At 35.5% G+C, this 18,089-nt stretch carries 18 protein-coding genes; 13 read left to right on the forward strand and 5 right to left on the reverse strand.

What is annotated here, in order from left to right:
• Positions 1-113: 113 nt before the first annotated feature.
• Positions 114-347, forward strand: coding sequence for an IDEAL domain-containing protein (locus JCM12304_RS16105; protein ID WP_060681556.1), 234 nt, complete (start codon positions 114-116; stop codon positions 345-347).
• A gap of 189 nt (positions 348-536) precedes the next feature.
• A complete protein-coding gene (locus tag JCM12304_RS16110; RefSeq protein WP_060681558.1) occupies positions 537-1,835 on the forward strand; it encodes an MFS transporter in 1,299 nt (432 codons plus the stop codon).
• A 49-nt stretch (positions 1,836-1,884) separates the two neighbouring features.
• Here JCM12304_RS16110 and JCM12304_RS16115 read toward each other — a convergent pair whose 3' ends face one another.
• The gene (locus JCM12304_RS16115) at positions 1,885-2,796 is read right to left on the reverse strand and encodes a zinc dependent phospholipase C family protein (RefSeq protein WP_060681560.1); all 912 of its coding nucleotides are present in this window, start codon (positions 2,794-2,796) and stop codon (positions 1,885-1,887) included.
• A 277-nt stretch (positions 2,797-3,073) separates the two neighbouring features.
• Here JCM12304_RS16115 and fumC point away from each other — a divergent pair, with 277 nt between their 5' ends.
• Both fumC and JCM12304_RS16125 read left to right on the forward strand, forming a co-directional pair.
• Entirely contained in the window at positions 3,074-4,459 is a 1,386-nt protein-coding gene (gene fumC / locus JCM12304_RS16120) for a class II fumarate hydratase (RefSeq protein ID WP_060681561.1), read from the forward strand.
• 262 nt (positions 4,460-4,721) lie between these two features.
• Positions 4,722-4,928 carry an alpha/beta-type small acid-soluble spore protein gene (locus JCM12304_RS16125; RefSeq protein ID WP_019376154.1) on the forward strand — a complete coding sequence of 69 codons (207 nt, stop codon included), beginning with the start codon at positions 4,722-4,724 and terminating at the stop codon, positions 4,926-4,928.
• An 85-nt stretch (positions 4,929-5,013) separates the two neighbouring features.
• On the opposite strand, the gene JCM12304_RS16130 is transcribed toward JCM12304_RS16125, so the two are convergent.
• The 3 genes from JCM12304_RS16130 to JCM12304_RS16140 all read right to left on the reverse strand — a co-directional run bounded on the left by JCM12304_RS16130 (position 5,014) and on the right by JCM12304_RS16140 (position 7,100).
• Entirely contained in the window at positions 5,014-6,111 is a 1,098-nt protein-coding gene (locus JCM12304_RS16130; RefSeq protein WP_060681563.1) for an ABC transporter ATP-binding protein, read from the reverse strand.
• A 93-nt stretch (positions 6,112-6,204) separates the two neighbouring features.
• On the reverse strand, positions 6,205-6,735 hold the full coding sequence (locus JCM12304_RS16135; protein WP_172675311.1) for a PucR family transcriptional regulator: 531 nt from the start codon (positions 6,733-6,735) through the stop codon (positions 6,205-6,207).
• Positions 6,736-6,782: 47 nt separating this feature from the next.
• Complete coding sequence (locus JCM12304_RS16140) at positions 6,783-7,100, reverse strand: hypothetical protein (protein WP_060681567.1); 318 nt, start codon at positions 7,098-7,100, stop codon at positions 6,783-6,785.
• Between the two features lie 157 nt (positions 7,101-7,257).
• Between JCM12304_RS16140 and JCM12304_RS16145 the strand changes: the two genes are divergently transcribed.
• Positions 7,258-7,617 (forward strand): YlbF/YmcA family competence regulator, encoded by a 360-nt coding sequence (locus JCM12304_RS16145; RefSeq protein WP_019376157.1) that lies wholly within the window; start codon positions 7,258-7,260, stop codon positions 7,615-7,617.
• 215 nt (positions 7,618-7,832) lie between these two features.
• A complete protein-coding gene (locus JCM12304_RS16150) occupies positions 7,833-8,603 on the forward strand; it encodes an enoyl-CoA hydratase (protein WP_060681569.1) in 771 nt (256 codons plus the stop codon).
• Positions 8,604-8,728: 125 nt separating this feature from the next.
• Here JCM12304_RS16150 and JCM12304_RS16155 read toward each other — a convergent pair whose 3' ends face one another.
• Positions 8,729-8,914 carry a YhzD family protein gene (locus JCM12304_RS16155; protein ID WP_019376159.1) on the reverse strand — a complete coding sequence of 62 codons (186 nt, stop codon included), beginning with the start codon at positions 8,912-8,914 and terminating at the stop codon, positions 8,729-8,731.
• 346 nt (positions 8,915-9,260) lie between these two features.
• Between JCM12304_RS16155 and JCM12304_RS16160 the strand changes: the two genes are divergently transcribed.
• The 7 genes from JCM12304_RS16160 to JCM12304_RS16190 all read left to right on the forward strand — a co-directional run bounded on the left by JCM12304_RS16160 (position 9,261) and on the right by JCM12304_RS16190 (position 18,011).
• The gene (locus JCM12304_RS16160) at positions 9,261-10,160 is read left to right on the forward strand and encodes an ABC transporter ATP-binding protein (RefSeq protein WP_060681571.1); all 900 of its coding nucleotides are present in this window, start codon (positions 9,261-9,263) and stop codon (positions 10,158-10,160) included.
• Complete coding sequence (locus tag JCM12304_RS16165) at positions 10,153-11,403, forward strand: ABC transporter permease (protein ID WP_060681573.1); 1,251 nt, start codon at positions 10,153-10,155, stop codon at positions 11,401-11,403. Before JCM12304_RS16160 ends, JCM12304_RS16165 begins: the two co-directional genes overlap by 8 nt.
• 483 nt (positions 11,404-11,886) lie before the next feature.
• Positions 11,887-13,113, forward strand: coding sequence for a metallophosphoesterase family protein (locus JCM12304_RS16170; RefSeq protein ID WP_060681575.1), 1,227 nt, complete (start codon positions 11,887-11,889; stop codon positions 13,111-13,113).
• A gap of 11 nt (positions 13,114-13,124) precedes the next feature.
• Positions 13,125-16,067 carry an ATP-binding protein gene (locus JCM12304_RS16175; protein ID WP_060681577.1) on the forward strand — a complete coding sequence of 981 codons (2,943 nt, stop codon included), beginning with the start codon at positions 13,125-13,127 and terminating at the stop codon, positions 16,065-16,067.
• A gap of 73 nt (positions 16,068-16,140) precedes the next feature.
• Entirely contained in the window at positions 16,141-16,686 is a 546-nt protein-coding gene (locus tag JCM12304_RS16180) for a GbsR/MarR family transcriptional regulator (RefSeq protein WP_019376164.1), read from the forward strand.
• Between the two features lie 107 nt (positions 16,687-16,793).
• Positions 16,794-17,741, forward strand: a complete 948-nt coding sequence (yhaM, locus tag JCM12304_RS16185) for a 3'-5' exoribonuclease YhaM (protein WP_060681578.1) — start codon at positions 16,794-16,796, stop codon at positions 17,739-17,741.
• A 72-nt stretch (positions 17,742-17,813) separates the two neighbouring features.
• On the forward strand, positions 17,814-18,011 hold the full coding sequence (locus JCM12304_RS16190) for a sporulation YhaL family protein (protein WP_060681580.1): 198 nt from the start codon (positions 17,814-17,816) through the stop codon (positions 18,009-18,011).
• Positions 18,012-18,089: the final 78 nt, after the last annotated feature.

The raw sequence follows: 18,089 nt of genomic DNA on the forward strand, positions 1-18,089 counted from the left end.
TCTCTAATCTATCAAGAAGCGCATTTAATAATAATTAAACTTTTGTATAAAAACTGTTGCAATCATTCCGAAAATTATGGATAATAGTATTAAAGGACCAAGGGGGTCTTGACATGAAAAAGCAAAAAGTAGTATTTCGGTTTCTAAGATACGAGGGTGAGAGTAAAACAGCTAAACGCGAGGTTTCGTTTGAATTGCAGTTTACTTCACGATTATTGTTAGACGAACTTTGCTTTAATGTAAATAAAAACCGTCTTGAAGAAGCAATCAATGATGCGATTGACACTAGTAATGAAGAGTTGTTCATAAAATTAAGTGAAGAATATAGGCATTTTATTTGGGAATAAATCGTATTTTAAGAACCTTGCCTTTTTAAGAGGTGAGGTTCTTTGTATGTGCAGAAAGAAATATTATTAGACGAAAATGTAAGCGATTATCTTTCTAATGAATTTATTGCAGTTAATTTTAAAAGAAATCATGAAACTATGTGAGGGAGACATTTATTTTGATATGCTTACAAGTAAAGGGGGTAAATGATGAAAAAGAAAACGGCTTTTAGCTGGATGCTTTATGACTTTGGGAATTCTGCATTTGCCACAACAATTATGGCTGCAGTCTTGCCTGTATTTTATTATGATGTAGCTGCTGTAGGAGTAAATGAGAATCTTGCAGCAAGTTTTTGGGGATATTCTCAATCTATTGCTGTACTGATTGTAGCAATATTGGCACCTGTTCTTGGAGCGATTAGTGATTATTCTGCTGCAAAGAAAAAATTCCTTCGTTTTTTTGCTTATATGGGAATGGTTGCAAGTGTTCTGCTTGCATTTGTAGGGGAAGGAGATTATATATTTGCTTCTATTTTACTCATCGTGGGCACAATTGGTTTTTCTGGGGGAAACGTTTTTTATGATGCCTTTCTTCCGGAAATTGCTAATGAAGATGAAATAGATAAAATTTCCACGGCTGGTTTCGCTTGGGGCTATATTGGTGGAGGACTGCTATTAGCAATAAATATATTAATGATATTAAAACATGATTGGTTTGGCATTCCTAATGCTACAGTTGCTAGTCAATTATCCTTTGCAACTGTAGGTGTATGGTGGTTTTTGTTTTCATTACCATTGTTTAAAAATATTCAAGAAGAGAAAAAGGTTCGTGCTAAGAGAGAGCAGTCGTATATAGCAATTGGATTCACACGAGTCACATCTACATTTAAAGAAATAAAACAATACAAGCAATTATTGATTTTTCTATTAGCATTTTGGATGTACAATGATGGTATTTCAACTATTATAAAAATGGCTACCATTTATGGCAGGGATATTGGAATAGATGGAAATTCGTTAATTGCTGCCTTACTGATAACGCAGTTTGTAGGTATCCCGTTTACTTTTTTATTTGGTTCAATTGCAAAAAAGTTTACAGCTAAGAAGGCATTAACCTTTACGCTTTATTTTTATATGGGTATTGTTGTACTGGGTTATTTTATGACTTCTGCTTTGCACTTTTATTTGTTGGCAGTATGCGTTGGTTTGGTGCAAGGTGGCGCGCAATCCTTAAGCAGATCGATATTTGGCCGAATGGTACCAGATAATAGGCATGCTGAGTTTTTTGGTTTTTATGGTATATCTTCCAAGTTTGCAGCAATCTTTGGCCCATTTTTATTTGCATTGGTTGGTCAGTTAACAGGTTCAAGTCGCTTAGGTATTATTTCCTTAATCATATTTTTTATCGGAGGTATTATTCTATTAAAGTTTGTTAATGTCGAGAAAGGTATGCAGGAAGCAGCACTTCAAACCAACGTTCAAGATAAAGTGGAGATAAAACAAAAATAAAAATCTAACTAATAAGGAGACCCAAGCATTTGGGTCTCCTTACAAATGTTTATACAATCGGTTCAGCGTATCGATTTTCAAGCTGAAGTGATAAAGGTTTTCCCGTATCATAAGAAATATCATCAATTAGGCTGTGGAGGTATTTACTTGAAGTATCTTTATCATTCCAATAACGCTGTACTTCAGATAATATTTCGTACCCCTCTGCCTTTGCTTGACTATAAAGATCGATGAAACTATCTGTAAAACGCTCGTTTGTTGCGGGATGATACCATACTTTGTTCTGCATATTTAAATAGTCTTTTTCGTTTTGAATTGGTTGATGTGAAAAAGAAGAAATTAAATTGCTAAATACAATATTTTTCCAACCATACGGATCAGACAGGAGGCGCAGAGCAAGCTTCATATCTTTGTAAGATTTTTGAATATAATGAGCAGATTCTTGTTTAATCTGTGAATAGTTTCTCTGTATCGCCTCATATAAAAAAACAGATAGTTCTTTATCTAAATTCAATCCGACGTCAATTTCTTTATAAACAGGTGTCTTCCATGTTTTTAGATTGTGATATTTCTCCATAAGCAATGTATCAATAATTACTTCGAGTTTTTGGTGTTTATTCCCTTCATAACCAGCTCTGTAATGAATGTAAGGGTGGGTGTTCCTGTCAAGAATATGATGTGTGATAAAACCATATACATATGCTTTTATATGTTCACTCTTATTTTTAGCAGAAGTAATCAGATCAACTAAAAAATCTCCACATTTTTCTGTGTGCAGTAAATTCCCAATCTCCTGTACAGGACCTTCTTTAACCCACGGCCAAAAGTTATGATAAAAAAATGGGTCAGGACCTTGAGCACCCAATTTCATGTAGTTTTCATACTTCGAAAACGGATAGGGTTTCTTAACAGCATCAGCAACCTCTTCACAAAAAAGTATGTGTGTCCAGATGTTTGGCATAGAGCAATCCTCCTCCTGAATTATTTTTAGATGGAAGACCTCTATTTGTTTTTCATTCCTTCTAAAATCTGTTCCAACTATTTTCTTTGTCTTCCAGTATATACTAATACACTCTTAAACAAGTATAAAAGAAAACCATCTTATATGGAAAGCGGAATAGGTACAATTTTGTGTCAATAAAAAATCCGCTAAGCTTTTCTTTCTTTTCATATCTATATTTTTTGGTACAATAGAAGAAGATTTATAACAAGTATTTATACATAGGGAGGAACCATCGATGGAATATCGCGTGGAAAGAGATACAATTGGAGAAATTAACGTACCAGCAGATAAGTATTGGGGTGCACAGACACAGAGAAGTAAACAAAACTTTCCTATTGGAACAGAGAAAATGCCAAATGAAATTATTAAAGCGTTTGCTATTTTAAAGAAAAGTGCAGCAAAAGCTAACAGTGACTTAGGTTTATTAGATGCTAAGAAAGCAGAAGCGATCGAGTATGCAGCCGATCAAGTACTTGAAGAACAATTAAATGATCATTTTCCTTTGGTTGTTTGGCAAACTGGCAGTGGTACCCAATCGAATATGAATGTGAATGAAGTGATTGCATATGTTGGAAATCAGTGGCTGGGGAAGCAGGGGAGCGACCTTTCTTTACATCCTAATGATGATGTGAATAAGTCACAAAGTTCTAATGACACTTATCCAACAGCCATGCACATTGCATCCGTATTAAAAATGGAGGATGTCGTTTTACCTGCAATCAGAACATTAAAAGATACATTAAAAGTAAAAATGGATCAATTCCAGGATATAGTGAAAATAGGGCGCACTCATTTACAAGATGCTACTCCGTTAACACTCGGCCAAGAAATCAGCGGGTGGCATCGAATGCTGGAAAAGTCAGAGTCCATGGTGGAAGAAAGCCTTCACTATTTAAAGGAGTTAGCTATTGGTGGTACAGCTGTAGGGACAGGATTGAACGCACATCCTGAGTTTTCAGAACGAGTTTGTGAAGCTATCAATAATTTTACTGGTAAGAATTTTATTTCTGCTCCAAATAAGTTTCATGCGTTGACAAGCCATGACGAAACTGTATATGCGCATGGGGCATTAAAGGCGTTAGCAGCAGATATGATGAAAATTGCTAATGATGTACGTTGGCTAGCTAGCGGTCCACGCTGTGGTATTGGCGAAATAACGATACCTGCTAATGAACCTGGGAGTTCTATTATGCCAGGTAAAGTTAACCCAACACAGAGTGAAGCTGTAACAATGGTGGCAGCTCAAGTAATGGGAAATGATGCTACAATTGGTTTTGCGGCAAGTCAGGGGAACTTTGAGTTAAATGTGTTCAAACCAGTGATTGCTTTTAATTTCTTACAATCCTGCCAAATTCTAGCTGATAGTATTGTGTCTTTTGATGAACGTTGTGCACAAGGAATTGAACCTAACCACGAACAAATTGAAAAGTATCTTAATGACTCACTTATGCTAGTAACAGCATTAAATCCACATATCGGTTATGAAAATGCTGCGAAAATTGCTAAGAAAGCTTTTGAGGACAATTCGACATTGAAAGAAACTGCGGTGGAGTTAGGGTTACTAACCGAAGAAGAGTTTGAGAAGTATGTAAAACCAGAAGAAATGACACATCCAAAATAAATTAAATGACAAAACTAAAAAACCCATCATTGATGGGTTTTTTATTATGTATCAATTTTAAAAAAATTACATTGTCCGGTTTAGCAATCTCAGTAAAAACTGAATCTTGCCCAAGACACCTCTGCTAAAGCCTTGCTTAAGTTGTTTTACCTCAATGTCTTCCTCTTTTTCTAATATGGAAACATAGCTACAATTTACCAAAATTATTTCGTAATAAGATATGGGATTCTGCTTACACTATCTATTACAGGAGGTGATAGACATGGCTAATAACAACAATTCAAACCAATTAGTAGTTCCAGGAGTACAACAAGCTCTTGATCAAATGAAGTATGAAATTGCTACTGAGTTTGGTGTAAACCTTGGTGCTGATACAACTTCTCGTGCTAACGGTTCTGTTGGTGGAGAAATCACAAAGCGTCTTGTACAAACTGCTCAGCAACAAATGAGTGGCGGACAATACAAATAATGATGGTAAGGGGAAAGCCTTCAAGGCTTTCCCCTAATTTTTTAAATAAGTTATTAAACATTTGTAGCTTTTGCTTTTTCCTATTTTATCTAATTCTCAACTCTGTTTCAGCATCAAAGAAATGGGCACTATTCATATCAAAAGCAAGTGTAATGTTTTCTCCACCGTTTATATCCGTACGGGAGTCAACTCTTGCAACGAAATCCTGATCATTTATTTTCGAATACAAGTAAGACTCAGCACCCATTAATTCTGCTACATCAATTGTTGCAGTTATGGCGGTATCGCTGGATGCATTAATAAATGCAGGTTCATCATGGATATCTTCGGGGCGCACGCCGAGTACGACATCTTTACCAACGTAATTTTGCTGACGAAGTGTTTTCATTTTACCTTCTGGAACTTTTACTTTTATATCTTCAATTTCAAAGTGGCTTTCCGTTAATTTCCCTGTGAAAAAGTTCATGGACGGAGAGCCGATAAATCCACCAACAAAGACATTTTCCGGATTATCATATACATCTTTGGGTGCACCAACCTGTTGAATAATCCCATCCTTCATAACTACAAGACGGGTTGCCATTGTCATTGCTTCTGTTTGGTCATGTGTTACATAGATTGTTGTTGTTTGCAGACGTTGATGTAGCTTTTGGATTTCTGCACGCATTTGTACGCGGAGCTTTGCATCCAGGTTGGATAGAGGTTCATCCATTAAGAATACTTTCGCATCACGAACAATTGCTCTTCCAAGTGCCACACGTTGTCTTTGCCCGCCCGATAGTGCTTTCGGTTTACGATCAAGATAAGCTTCCAGGCCAAGTATTTTTGCAGCATTTTTAACACGGCTGTCAATTTCATCTTTTTTAAATTTACGTAGTTTTAAGCCAAAAGCCATATTATCATACACATTCATATGCGGATATAATGCATAGTTTTGGAATACCATTGCAATGTCGCGATCTTTAGGAGCTACATCGTTCATTTTTTTATCGTCGATGTATAGCTCTCCACCAGTAATTTCTTCTAATCCGGCAATCATGCGTAAAGTGGTTGATTTACCACAGCCAGAAGGACCGACAAATACAATAAATTCCTTATCCTGAATATGTAGATTAAAATCATCAACCGCAACTACCTTTTTATCATATGATTTTTGAATATGTTCTAAACGTAATTCAGCCATCTTTTCTCCTCCAATTATGTAAACGCTTTTATTCTATATCTAAATTATAATAAGGAACCAGAAAAATAAAAATAGTAAATATGCACAAAGTTTTTAATTTTCCCTGTGCATGTTTACTAAAATTGTTAGATAAACAGTAAATGCCTGATGAAATTCTCTTAAGTCAATCCCTGTTTTATCAAAAAATTTATCAAGCCGGTATTGTAAGCTATTTCGGTGCATATGTAATTCTTTAGCCGCTACGGAAACATTTAAGTTACATTGAAAAAAGGTAAGAATTTCTCGCAACAAATCTTCATCAGATCTACACTCTTTTAATATTAAAGAAATGAGCTCTTCTTGAAAGGGCTCTGCCATTTGATCAATAAGAAGATAAGGTAGTGCTTCAGTAAAGCTAATTACTTGTTTTCCAGTGTCTGTGAATGTGGTGCGTGCACTATCTATAAGTGTCTGATAGTGTGTGCTGGCGAAATCAATAGATGTCATTGAAGGTCCAACTAAAAAATTGATATTCACATAAAGATCACTCATAAGTACATCAATGATTTGTTCATAGGAGACCCATTCTTCTGTTAAGTTACTAATCTCCTCAATTAAAATCCCCTCATTTTCATTTTCCCACAAAATTGGTATGGAATGATAAAAAAGGGTTTCCATTGATTCTTTAAATTTTATTGGGCTAATCTGATTATGTTTAAATATAAAGTAAACAAATCTGTAGGTCTTGGGGAGAGCTTGATTTGCTTATTCTCACCATTTATTATTTTTCGCCATTCCACTTCTTCAGATGTAGGAGGTGGAAATTGAATAGAATAAGGTTGTAGGAAAGTATCAAGGATATTGTTTTCCTTTACCGTAAGCTCCTTTTCCTCTATACCAATGATGTCTTTGTTATTGGTAATAAACCATTTGTATGTATCAGGAGGGTAGTATTCGTGCTCGTTATATAAAATGAGAGAAGGGAAAATTCGTTTTAACTGTTGGATCATTATAAAACCTCCACAAGGATGACTTTGTATAATTATAGCAATAGTTTATGTATTTAAAAATGAGAAAGGTGAAATACTCGATGCTTTTAAATGCTATACAGGAGCCAACACGTTTGTTATAGTGAGTAGGAGTAAGAAAAACGGAGGAGGAAATTTTGTGCCTAACATTTATGATAGTGCTTATGATTTAGAGAAAGCAATCCGCGAAAGTGAAGAATTTAAAGATTTGAAAAACGCTTATGATGCAGTAATGAATGATCCAACTGCTAAGCAAATGTTCGAAAACTTCCGTGATACTCAAATGGCATTACAAGAGAAACAGATGCAAGGTCAGGAAATAACAGAAGAAGAAGTAGAAAAAGCACGTCAAGTTGTAGAGCTTGTCCAACAACATGAAGAGATTTCAAAGTTAATGGAGCAAGAACAGCGCCTTAATTTAGTTATCAACGATGTGAGCCGTATTATTACAAAGCCTTTAGAGGAATTATACGGTATGCCGGAGGAGCCAACTGAATAACACTGCTTTCATCAGAGAAAGAACTCAAAACCTGCAATGTATTTTGCAGGTTTTTTTGATGGTAAGAAATGAGTAATAACTAAAAACAAGTTATTGCTTTAATCTGGAAAGTTTTCATCGTATTTTATGATTATTAAAAGACTATGCAGGATTTTTCATAGATGAAATAGAACTCATAGTAGGAAGTCTATTTTATCTGTAAAGGGGTTTAGTAAATGAGTACTGTAATATATGAATCAAAAAACAATGTTTCCTATATTTATTTGAATCGCCCGGAGAGGTATAATGCCCTAAATAAACAAATGCTTGAAGATTTACTTTCTGTACTTGAAGATGTTGAAAAAAATGAAGATCGAGTTATTATCCTTGCTGGAAAAGGGAATGCCTTTTGTGCAGGCGGAGATATTGGAATGATGGAAGCCTTTGCAGAGAAGAAGTTTTTCGATGAGGTAATGGATTTAATTGGAAAAGTAGCTTTAAAGCTTTATATGATGCCCAAAATAGTCGTATCTGCAATTCAGGGATCAGCAGCGGGATTAGGATTGAGTTTAGCCTTAACTGCAGACTATGTGGTAGCCCAAAAGGAAGCAAAGTTGGGTATGCTTTTCATTGGTATAGGATTAGCTCCAGATGGAGGAGGGCACTTTCTTCTAAAGGAAAGACTTGGCACGCAAATGGCGAAACAGTTTATCTGGGGGTTGAAGCAGGTTGATGGCGCCCAGGCAAAAAGTATGGGCCTTGTTGATATGGTTACAGAGGAATCTGTAGGGGAATATACAGCCAAATTCGCAACTAAGTTAATGACAACCCCACTTAAAGCTATGCTGAAAACCAAAATGTTATACCACTCTAAGAACAAGGAAGAGTTGGTTAATTATCTTAATGAAGAGCATAAGATCCAATGGGAACTTAAAAATACAGAGGATCACAAGGAAGGTGTTCAGGCCTTTCTTGAAAAAAGGAAGCCACATTTTAAAGGGAATTAGTAATGTTAAGGTATAAGTAGCAAAGAAGAAAATAGCCGAACTAGAGTCATAACTAGAAGTTACGATGCAAGTTCGGCATTTACTTCAATAAAAGTACTTTTCACTTTCAGCCAAACTGAATTTTATTACCTGTGAAACAAAATAAGCTTAGCCTCTGGTGATACACAACGATGTGTATGGTCATTAAAGCCTTCTTCGGACAATCGTGCCTGACCAACTTCTTTTGCTTCTTCATCCGTTCCAGCAGTGAATGATTCATCAAGTAGCTTCTCACCTGTTTGATCAAAAACCGTTAAATTATAAGTTCTCATTGTAATTCCTCCTAGAAGTCTTTAAATGTGTTCAATATTTATAGTTAAGCTAATAGCAATTCACATGATAGATATACTGGAAAGTATTAGTGAATCTTATTTTAAGTAAATGGTTGGACTCATTAGTCTGCATTTTCAATCATTGCCACTCGTCAATAAAAGTAAAACAATATAAATATCTATAATTATTTATTCTGTATTTATTATTAAAATCCTGCAAGGAAAGTAAATTTAAGAAATAAAATCGCTAATTCATTCCTCTTATTTGTAAAGATAAATGTTAAAATAAAAAATTGAAACATAATTCCAAGTAATTACGTAAGAAACAGAGGGGAGGAGAGGTAGAATGGTTTTAAAATTAAATAAAGTGACAAAAAGATTTGGTACACACACAGCAGTTGATCAGCTGTCATTAGAAATACCTGAAAAAGAGATGTTTGGATTTCTAGGTGGAAATGGGGCTGGAAAAACAACCACTTTCCGAATGATTCTCGGACTGCTAGACGCAACAGAGGGTGAAATTTCCTGGAATGGTGAAACAATAAACTACAATAAAAGTCATTTAATCGGATATTTACCAGAGGAAAGAGGATTATATCCCAAGCTCACAGTAAAAGAGCAATTGATTTATTTAGGGAAATTAAGAGGGATGCACAAGAATGATGTGCTTACAGGATTAAAAGGCTGGCTTGATCGATTTCAGGTCCCTGAGTATTTAAACAAAAAGGTGGAAGAGCTATCGAAAGGGAACCAGCAAAAAATTCAATTTATATCAGCTGTCTTGCATGAACCAAAGCTTCTTATTTTAGATGAACCCTTTTCTGGTTTAGACCCAATTAATGTCGAAATGCTGAAAGAAGCAGTAGTGGATTTGAAAGAACAAGGCACATCTATCGTATTTTCTTCACATCGAATGGAGCATGTGGAAGAGTTATGTGAACAATTATGTATTTTGCATAAGGGCAAACAAGTCGTTCAAGGATCACTAAAAGAAATAAAACGATCCTTCGGTAAGAAAAACTTAATCATCCATGCAGAATTTCCAGTGGAATTTTTAGCGGATCTTCCGGGTGTCCTTCACTATAAGAAGGTTATGGAAGGATGCGAACTGCAAATTGATCAGGAAGCAGCTTCACAAGAGATATTTCAGGCATTACAAGGAAAAGGCTTTGTGCGCAAATTTGAAATAGAAGAGCCTTCTTTAAATGATATTTTTATTGAGAAAGTAGGTGCTTCGTATGAATAAATTTTGGATTATACTTTCACATACATACATGTCTCGAGTGAAAACTAAATCGTTTGTAATTAGTACAGTGATAACACTATTACTTATTGTAGGGATGGCAAATTTCCAATCTATTGTTGACATGTTTGCAGACGATCAAGCAGATAAAATTGCCGTAATAGATGAAACGAATGAACTGTTTGATCCGCTTAATCAACAAGTGGAAAATACCGATGAAAATATTCAACTGATTTCGTATGAAGGTACAGTCGAGGATGGAAAAAATGCTGTCCAGGATGAGGATTATAGTGCATTGCTTGTGTTAAATTATAATGACAGCATGCTGCCGAAAGCTTCTTATTTTGCGAATAATATTTCTGAAGCAGGAAAGCAAATGACGCTGACACAGCAACTGCAGCAACTTAAAATTTCTATGGCAACAGAGCAGTCAGGTATAAGTGAAGAGATGCTGGCAATGATCAATGCACCTGTAGAGTTTCAAGCAGATGCCCTTGATAAAAGCGCTAAAACGGATGAAGAATTAAATCAGGCAAGAGGAATTGTATATGTCATGTTATTTTTATTATATATGTCCGTCATGCTTTATGGACAAATGATTGCAACAGATGTGGCGACAGAAAAATCCTCGCGTGTCATGGAGATCCTAGTATCAAGCGCATCCCCTGTGACCCATATGTTTGCAAAAATAGTTGGTATCGCCTTATTAGGACTTACACAAGTCATCTTATTTATTGGGGTAGGTTATTTGCTAATCTCAAGCAAAAAAGATGAACTTACCGGCGGCTTTTTTGAAATTTTTGGCATACAGGATACCTCTCCGACAGTTTATCTATACGCTATTTTGTTCTTTATATTAGGCTATCTTTTATATGCTACCCTAGCTGCTATGCTTGGATCTTTAGTGAGCAGGGTTGAAGATGTTCAGCAATTAATTATGCCAATGGTCTTCCTAATACTTATCGCTTTCTTTATCGCAATGTTTGGAATTGGGACTCCAGATTCGGCGCTTGTAAGAATCAGCTCATTCATTCCGTTCTTTACACCAATGGTAATGTTCCTGCGTGTTGGAATGCTGGATGTCCCAGTTTGGGAGGTTTCTCTTTCAATCGGTATTTTGATTGCATCTATCATTCTGTTAGCAATTATAGGCGCAAGAGTTTATAAAGGTGGCGTACTAATGTATGGACGCTCCAGTTCATTAAAGGACTTAAAAAAAGCAATTGTATTATCGAAGAAAGAATAATTTATCAGATAAGCCAAAAGCCGAACTGTGTTCGAAACTTCTTCATAATGTTTCGAAGCACTTCGGCTTTTTTTTATTCTATAGTTCTGCTATATATGTGGGGTCGCCAATATTTGGAAAATGGATATACTGCGACGTAATTTGGTAGTACTGTAAACGACCGTTTTAAAAAAAATCCATTATAGCTAATTCCTAAATATTTAAGGCAAACGTCTTTGTTCTGCTGCTGATTAATTTGCTCTCCGGCTGATATTTATGGTCTGCTGCCGATTAATTTATTCTCCGGCGGATAATCTAAGCTCTGCTGCTGATTGTCCCCCCACTAGTTCGCAGTTCCCTCCAACTATGAAGCACAAAATACCTTTGGACCTCAATATTTGCAGTAGAACATATCCTTTCTGAGTCGTTTATTCAGCGAACGTGCATTCGTGTCTTGTTTTTGGTAAAATAAACATACTTAATATACGAAAAGGAGGATTGACCTTGGTTAAGCAAATTTCTTTTATTCATGCCGCAGATTTGCATTTAGATAGCCCCTATAAAGGCCTGTCTTACACCCCTTCAGCTATTTTTGAACAAATCAGAGAGAGTACCTTTCATGCGCTGGAGCATCTTGTAGATGCAGCGATTAGAAAGCAGGTTGATTTTGTTTTAATCACTGGAGATTTGTTTGATAATGAGCGACAAAGCTTGAAAGCACAAGTTAGGTTGAAGCGGGCATTTGAAAAATTGGAAGCATATCATATAAATGTCTATATGTCCTATGGAAACCATGATTACATAAAAGGAAATATCCACCCTGTTGCCTATCCATCTAATGTTTACATTTTTCCAGAAGAAAGAGTTAGTCATTTTACTTATACAAAAAATGATGAAGAGCTAGCGGCTATATATGGATTCAGTTATGAAAACAGAGCAGTCCTTCAAAATAAAGTTTCCGAGTATGAAATAAAGGATGACACAATCCCGTTTCATATTGGTATGCTTCATGGCAGTATTCAAAATAACACGGAGCATGATCACTATGCCCCTTTCCAGTTAAGTGAATTGGAAAGAACAAACTTTCATTATTGGGCACTTGGTCATATTCATAAGAGACAGATCCTAAAAGAAGATCCCCCAGTTGTCTACTCAGGTAATACCCAAGGGCGCCACCGAAAGGAAACGGGTGAAAAGGGATGTTATCACGTTATATTGACAGAAAATGATGTGGAAATGACTTTTCTTCCATTACAGGCAATCAAATTCACCTCCATTATGGTAGATGTTGATGATTGTAACGATATTTTTGAGTTGGAAAAAAAACTTCAAACTAAAATAGAACAAATTAGTAGTGATGTACCTTCTCTTTTGGAGCTTACACTTTTAAGTACAAATGAAATTCATAAAGAATGGACCAGGGAAAGTTTGATTGATGAAGTTATAGAATTAGTTAATGAGCCAGCAACAGTGAAGCATAATTGGTTCTATATCTATAAATATGAAATGAAAATTAATACTCCGTTCAATGCTATGAATTCATATACAGGAGACCCTTTTACAGAAGAATTAGTCCATCAAGGAGAGAACTTTCCAGTAAAAACTTCCGTCGGAGAATTATATTTACAAAAAAAGGCACGTAGATACTTGGAAGTCTTAAGTAAAGAAGAAGAAGAGACGATTAAACAGGAAGCATTGGAATTAGTTATAAATGAACTTCATCGGAAATGAGGTGATAAATAATGAAATTTATAAGTGCAACTATAAATGGGTTTGGTAAATGGGTGGATGAGTCATTTGATTTCTACAATGAAGGCGTTAATTGTCTGTACGGACAGAATGAATCAGGGAAATCAACTTTACATCTTTTCATTTTGTTCATGTTATTTGGAATGCCTCCAAAACAACGTAATTTCTACCGTCCTAAAACAAGTGGGGCTTTAGGAGGTCGGCTTACGATAGAGGCTAAACATATAGGGAGATTTACTATTGAACGATTTGACGGAGTACGCAATGGATCAGCACTTTGTTATACAGAAGACGGTTCACAATATGATGAAGAATGGCTGACGGAAACATTGCAAGGTATATCCCATGCTACATATCAATCTATTTTTTCATTTTCTGCTAATGATTTAAATGATTTCCGGAACATGAAGGAAGATGATTTGGGAGAAGTGTTGCTTGGAATTGGTTTAACTGGCTCAACAGCTATTCATTCTGTCGAAAAGATGCTAGATAACAAAATTAGTGAGCTGTTCAAACCATATGGCAAAAAACCACTAATTAACCAAGAGCTGGATCAGTTGGCATTATTGCATAAAGAAGTGCATCAATCCGCATCAGAGGAGAAGATATATCAGAACAAAAATTTGGAGTCAGATAAATTATCTCAGGATATTCGAACAATGGAGGAGCAAGCAAAACAATTATATAATGAGCGACTAGAAATGGAAAGAAAACAACAAGCACTGCCAGTTATGAAGCAATACAGTGAACTGAGAGAAAAGCTTGGTGAGTTACCCAACTCCCTTCCGTTTCCTGAGGATGGCTTAACTCGTTATGAAAAACTGAAAAGCGAAATTCTTCCGCTCCGAAGTGAATTTTCTTTTCTTGTTGCCAATGAAAAGACCTATGAAAATAGAATTACTTTATTACAAGAACAGCTTCCAGCTGAAGAGAGATATAAAGAGGCAGTTCAACTATTAAAGTTAAAAGACGATTACACCTCTTTCGTTAGAGAAAAGGAAAATTGGCAAAGTCAGCTGAACAAACTACAAAATCGTTTAAAAATGGAAATTAACCAGTTAAACATTGGTATAAGTATGGAAGATGTAGAAAGATTGCATCTTCCCTTCCATACTGAAAAAAATTGGAACCAAATAAAAATATCTTCTGGTGATTTAGAAAAAGAATCGATACAACTGCAACAAGAACAAAAAGAGTTAACAAATCAACGTATGTATACGATGAATCAAATTGGTGAGCTGGAAGATCAATTGCTGGACCCTCACCATGTAAGCAAAATTAAAGAAAATCTACGATTATCTACAGAAAATGAACTTATTAAGCGACTTTCCATGCAATCAGCTAAAAAGAAGATAAAGTGGGAAGAAGAAAGGAAGAAGAAGGAAAAATACGCGTCTTTAGGATTATGGGGGAGTATAATCGTAGCTCTTATCCTAGGATTAGTTGCTATGTTAGCAGATAGCTCGATTTATTATGTCGGAACGATAACTTTCTTAATTATTGGGTTACTACAAAGAGTATTGCTCCACCGTTATCTGGATGGAATGGAAAAAATAATCGGTATGGAGGAAATACAAACAACCAATATAGGTATAGACGATGAAGAAAGAAAAGAAGCAGAAAATTTACTAGCTTCTTATGAAAGTACGAAAAAAGATATAGCTGCTTTGGAAGAAACGTTAAAATCAATTAAATTGAAATTGATGAAATGGAATGAAAAAAATAAAATGCACATAGATGCATACCATGTTTTGGAAGGTAGAATAAAACAACAAATTGATCTTTATCCTTTTCTTTTGCATGTGGAGATAGATTATTGGCCAGAATTATACCATAACCTAAAACATATCGTTACATTGAGTCAAGAAGCTTTGGAAACAAAAGAGAATATCAAGCTTCTTGAAGAAAAAAAGGAAAAAATTCAACTTGAATTAAATCAGTTTTCAGCAACAGAAAATAGGGAATGGACCCAGAAGAACATTCAAGAGCAACTGAGGGAATTAGAGCTTTTCACCACGGATTACAACTCTAACTTAGATAAAATCAAGCAGTATAGGCAGCAAATACGTGAAAATACAGAACAACAACTTGCTGTAAAAGAAAAGCTAAATCCTTATGAAACTGAAATAAGACAACTGTATGAAGTGGCGCAAGTAGATACAGAAGATTCGTATTACTTTAAAGCAAGACAGGTTCAGGAAAAGCTAGAATTAGAGAAGAAAAAGACTACATTAGTAAGGCAGCTCAACAACTTTTTTGATGACCAAGAGGAGAAACATAATGTAGATTGGCAGGAAGAGGAATTAGCCAGCAGAGCTCAGCAGATTAAAACAGAGGAAATTGAATTGCAAAAAAATGTAGAGAAGAAACGTCAGGAATTAGCCAATATACGCGCAGAAATTTTGCAGATGGAAACGTCGGAAACTCACTCCTATAAATTGCATCAATTTGAGATGAAAAAGGATCGCTTAAATGAGCTTGCAAAGGAATGGGCAGTTCTAAAGACAGCCAAAGAAATGTTATCAGAAACTAAGAGAAATTATCGTGATACTTACTTATCTAAAGTAATCCAACAAACGATTTACTATTTCGGTTTTTTAACAGATGGCCGTTATAAGAGTGTTCATCCTCCAGGAGATGGGCAGGCATTTTATGTAGTTACACATGATGATATTCATTTTGATGTGAGTGAGTTATCCAAAGGTACAGTAGATCAATTATATATTTCTCTTCGTTTCGCGGTAAGTGAAGTAATGAGTAATGAATTTAAGTTACCAATAATTATGGATGACGCGTTTATTCACTTTGATACAGAGCGGGCGGAAAGAATATCAGAAATTATAAAAAATATTGCAAGTAAACATCAAGTACTTCTTTTTACATGTAAAAAGAATGTGGTGGAATTTTTTGAAAATGAAAACATTATCCGGTTGTAAAATACTATTCGCATAAATTCACAAATAATGATAAACTATTTGCAGATTATAATTGCAGGTGGAGGGACATCCATTGCCAGAGGAAAAAGACTTAAAAGAATGGGAAAAGTATGATGAGACAATAGAGAAGTTTATTCAGGTGATAGCTAAAAACATGAATTTATATGGCATCACTTCTTCTGTAGGCAGACTTTATGGTGTGCTTTATTTTTCAGATAATCCAATGACATTGGATGATATGAGAGACGCACTTGAAATGAGTAAAACGAGTATGTCAACAGGGGTTCGGACATTATCTGATATGAAAATGGTTGAATCAACGTTTAAAAAAGGGATAAGGAAAGACTTATACCGTTCTGAAGAAGATTGGTACAAATCATTTACTTCATTATTTGGTAACCGTTGGCGCCAATACACCGAAACGAATATAGAAGAAGCAGATGAAACAATTGCTGAATTGGAACAGATAATAAGTAAAACTGATAATGAAGACTTAAAAGAAAAAATAAAGTCCGATATAGATCGACTGGAGTATGCGAAAAATTATTACGAATGGTTAATGACTTTCATCCAGGTAATTGAGTCAGGTAAAATATTTGACTATATACCTAAGAAATAAATAGACACCAAAGAACTGACATTTAAAATATGGCTATGGTTAGCCTGTTTTAGAGTCAGTTTTCTTTTTAACAGCTTGCGCTTTTTTTACTAGGGGGAGGAAACGATATGATTAAAGGCATTGGAACAACAGCTATCGGCGAGTCTTTTGAAGGATATATGTTAATTAAAGATGTAATAAAAGGAGTAACCAGTAATGGAAAACCTTTCTTAACACTTATGCTACGTGATAAGACAGGAGAGATAGAAGCAAAACTATGGGATACTACGAAGGAAGATGAAATTGTATGTGTGCCTGAGCAAATTATAAAGCTGGCTGGGGAAATAAATCAGTTTCGAGGGAAGGCTCAATTAAAAATACTTTCTTTTCGTCCCTCCCAACCAACAGATGATGTTCATGTATCTGATTTTGTGGAAAAAGCACCGATAGAAAAAGAAGAATTAACTGAGAAACTAACAGAGGCCATTTTCGAAATGCAAAATCCCACTTTGCAACGGCTTGTCAGAGCTTTCATAAGAAAATATCAAGAAGATTTATTAGTGTATCCTGCAGCGACCAAAAATCATCATGAATATGTATCTGGATTGGCACATCATATCGTAAGTATGCTTGCAATCGCCAGGGAATTGCACAAGCTTTATCCTGAGATGAATAAAGACTTGCTATATGCTGGGATTATTTTACACGATTTAGGTAAGCTGAAGGAGCTCTCTGGTATTGTAACGACCAGCTATACATTGGAAGGCAAGCTGCTTGGTCATATACCAATGATGGTGGAAGAAATAGGCTTGATGGCTAAAGATTTGCAAATTGAAGGTGAAGAGGTAACAATTTTACAACATCTAATCTTATCTCATCATGGAAAAGCTGAATGGGGAAGCCCTAAGCCACCATTGGTAAGAGAAGCGGAAGTCTTACATTTGATCGATTTAATGGATGCAAAATTAAATATGATGAATCGTGCATTAAGTAAAGTGAAACCTGGAGAGTTCACCGAGCGGATGTTTGCAATGGATAATCGATCGTTTTATAAGCCTATATTTGAACAGAAATAAGAGACAGTTGGTATTTTATTGATAACTTGTTCATATACATCAAATAGAGATATGGACAAGGGAGGCTAAAGAATGTTGCTGGGGATACCTTGGTGGGTTTTTATCATGATTGGTTTAATTTTTTTCTGTGGGGTTATGGCATTTCGGGCCATGCAAGCGGAAAAGCGACTAGAGCAACAGTTTATTGAAAAAGAAGGAAAAATATATATGGACCGAATGAAGGCTGAAATGGAAGCTAAGCATGACAATAAGCAACAAATGCATGGGTGAATGAAGGTATTCTATTTTTTTGAGCCTTAACATTCATAGTGTCGTATATGTTTAAGACGATGACAAATTTTATAAAAT

The sequence above is a fragment of the Virgibacillus halodenitrificans JCM 12304 genome (assembly GCF_001310895.1).
Classification (GTDB): domain Bacteria; phylum Bacillota; class Bacilli; order Bacillales; family Amphibacillaceae; genus Virgibacillus_Q; species Virgibacillus_Q halodenitrificans.

Coding starts and splice junctions, on each gene's coding strand:
- JCM12304_RS16105 (WP_060681556.1), top strand. CDS start 114: ATGAAAAAGCAAAAAGTAGTATTTCGGTTTCTAAGATACGAGGGTGAG.
- JCM12304_RS16115 (WP_060681560.1), bottom strand. CDS start 2,796: ATGCCAAACATCTGGACACACATACTTTTTTGTGAAGAGGTTGCTGAT.
- JCM12304_RS16125 (WP_019376154.1), top strand. CDS start 4,722: ATGGCTAATAACAACAATTCAAACCAATTAGTAGTTCCAGGAGTACAA.
- JCM12304_RS16190 (WP_060681580.1), top strand. CDS start 17,814: ATGTTGCTGGGGATACCTTGGTGGGTTTTTATCATGATTGGTTTAATT.
- JCM12304_RS16165 (WP_060681573.1), top strand. CDS start 10,153: ATGAATAAATTTTGGATTATACTTTCACATACATACATGTCTCGAGTG.
- JCM12304_RS16175 (WP_060681577.1), top strand. CDS start 13,125: ATGAAATTTATAAGTGCAACTATAAATGGGTTTGGTAAATGGGTGGAT.
- JCM12304_RS16155 (WP_019376159.1), bottom strand. CDS start 8,914: ATGAGAACTTATAATTTAACGGTTTTTGATCAAACAGGTGAGAAGCTA.
- JCM12304_RS16110 (WP_060681558.1), top strand. CDS start 537: ATGAAAAAGAAAACGGCTTTTAGCTGGATGCTTTATGACTTTGGGAAT.
- fumC (WP_060681561.1), top strand. CDS start 3,074: ATGGAATATCGCGTGGAAAGAGATACAATTGGAGAAATTAACGTACCA.
- JCM12304_RS16150 (WP_060681569.1), top strand. CDS start 7,833: ATGAGTACTGTAATATATGAATCAAAAAACAATGTTTCCTATATTTAT.
- JCM12304_RS16140 (WP_060681567.1), bottom strand. CDS start 7,100: ATGATCCAACAGTTAAAACGAATTTTCCCTTCTCTCATTTTATATAAC.
- JCM12304_RS16160 (WP_060681571.1), top strand. CDS start 9,261: ATGGTTTTAAAATTAAATAAAGTGACAAAAAGATTTGGTACACACACA.
- JCM12304_RS16130 (WP_060681563.1), bottom strand. CDS start 6,111: ATGGCTGAATTACGTTTAGAACATATTCAAAAATCATATGATAAAAAG.
- yhaM (WP_060681578.1), top strand. CDS start 16,794: ATGATTAAAGGCATTGGAACAACAGCTATCGGCGAGTCTTTTGAAGGA.